General features: G+C 72.6%; 2 protein-coding genes and 1 pseudogene. 1 reads left to right on the plus strand and 2 read right to left on the minus strand.

All coding sequences use genetic code 11. The annotated features are described in order from the left end of the window. Positions 1-105: pseudogene (locus ABZ457_RS30615) on the plus strand (ATP-binding protein); the annotation flags it as partial. A 518-nt stretch (positions 106-623) separates the two neighbouring features. Here ABZ457_RS30615 and ABZ457_RS30620 read toward each other — a convergent pair. Both ABZ457_RS30620 and ABZ457_RS30625 read right to left on the minus strand, forming a co-directional pair. Further along, positions 624-836, minus strand: a complete 213-nt coding sequence (locus tag ABZ457_RS30620; protein WP_359164339.1) for an acyl-CoA carboxylase subunit epsilon — start codon at positions 834-836, stop codon at positions 624-626. A 26-nt stretch (positions 837-862) separates the two neighbouring features. Further along, positions 863-1,912 (minus strand): acyl-CoA carboxylase subunit beta (locus tag ABZ457_RS30625; protein WP_359164342.1); only part of this gene is annotated, 1,050 nt, incomplete at its 5' end.

Consider the following 1,912-nt stretch of genomic DNA (forward strand, 5'->3'; position numbering starts at 1 on the left):
GGCCCCGACACCCCCATCATCACCACCGACGCACGCCACCGCGCCGACGCCAAAAGCGCCCTCATCACCCTCGTCGAACACGCCCTCATGGCGCGCCTGCGGTAGGCGCGGGGGCGCGCGTAGCGCGCGTGTGCCGGGTGGGGGTCCCTGCCCACCCGGCCGGCCCCGCACCCCGCTCCTTACCGGAGCGGGGTGCGGGGCCGTTGCGTGTTCGCGGGGCGCGGGTCCGGGGCGGAGCCCCGGGAGGCTCGGCGCGGGGGCGCTGCCGGTTCGCGGGGCGCGGGCCGTCCTGTGCCGCACCGCGCTGCGCGCGGCGTCCTCAAACGCCGGACGGGCTGTCTTTTCAGCCCCGCCGGCGATTGAGGCGCGGGGTCCGGGGCAGAGCCCCGGGAGGCTCGGCGCGGGGGCGCTGCCGGTTCGCGGGCCGCGGGCCGTCCTGTCCCGCACCGCGCTGCGCGCGATGTCCTCAAACGCCGGACAGGCTGGAGATGCAGCCCCGCCGGCGATTGAGGCGGAGGGGCTTCGCCGGACGGGCTGGAACAGCCGGCCCTCGGCGCGGAGGTCCGGAGGGATGGCTGAGGCCCCGCACACCGGTGTGTGCGGGGCCTCAGGGGGTTGCGGGGTCAGCCCTGCCAGCTGTGGGAGGGCTGGAAGCCGCGCTGGCGCTCCAGGCGGCGCCAGCCCGCCGCCGTGCGACCGCGGTGCGGCGCCGCACCGGCGTCCTGGCGGGACGCCGCACGCGCCATGAGGATCGCGGTGATCGCCGCGAGCTCCTCGGGCTCGGCGTGGCCCTTCTCCACACGGAGGAGGGAGGAGGGATCAGCGGGAGTGCTCATCGATGGGCTCCAGTCCGGTCGCAGGGTCACTGCGGGGGGTTGCCGTGCTTGCGGGACGGCAGGTCGGCGTGCTTGGTGCGGAGCATCGCGAGGGACCTGATGAGGACCTCGCGCGTCTCGGACGGGTCGATCACGTCGTCGACCAGCCCCCGCTCCGCGGCGTAGTAGGGGTGCATCAGCTCGGCCTTGTACTCCTTGACCATGCGCACCCGCATGGCCTCCGGGTCCTCGGCCTCGGCGATCTGGCGGCGGAAGATGACGTTCGCCGCGCCCTCCGCGCCCATGACCGCGATCTCGTTCGTCGGCCAGGCGTAGGTGAGGTCCGCACCGATGGACTGCGAGTCCATGACGATGTACGCACCGCCGTACGCCTTGCGCAGGATCAGCGAGATACGCGGCACGGTGGCGTTGCAGTACGCGTACAGCAGCTTCGCGCCGTGGCGGATGATGCCGCCGTGCTCCTGGTCGACACCGGGCAGGAAGCCCGGCACATCGAGCAGGGTGACGATCGGGATGTTGAACGCGTCGCACATCTGCACGAAGCGCGCGGCCTTCTCGGACGCCTCGATATCGAGGACGCCGGCCAGCGACTGCGGCTGGTTGGCGACGATGCCGACGACCTGGCCGTCGAGCCGGGCCAGGGCGCAGATGATGTTGCGCGCCCAGCGCTCGTGGATCTCCAGGTAGTCGCCGTCGTCGACGAGCTCCTCGATCACCTTGTGCATGTCGTACGGGCGGTTGCCGTCCGCGGGCACCAGGTCCAGGAGGACGTCCGAGCGGCGGTCGGCGGGGTCGTCGCTCTCCGACGCCGGGGGGTTCTCCCGGTTGTTGGAGGGGAGCATCGACAGCAGGTAGCGGACCTCCGCGATGCAGGTCTCCTCGTCGTCGTACGCGAAGTGCGCGACGCCGCTGGTCTCGGCGTGCACATCCGCGCCGCCGAGCCCGTTCTGCGTGATCTCCTCACCGGTGACCGCCTTGACGACGTCCGGGCCGGTGATGAACATCTGCGAGGTCTCGCGGACCATGAACACGAAGTCCGTCAGGGCCGGGGAGTAGGCGGCACCCCCGGCACACGG

The sequence above is a fragment of the Streptomyces sp. NPDC005805 genome (assembly GCF_040630445.1).
In the GTDB taxonomy this organism is placed as follows: Bacteria; Actinomycetota; Actinomycetes; order Streptomycetales; family Streptomycetaceae; genus Streptomyces.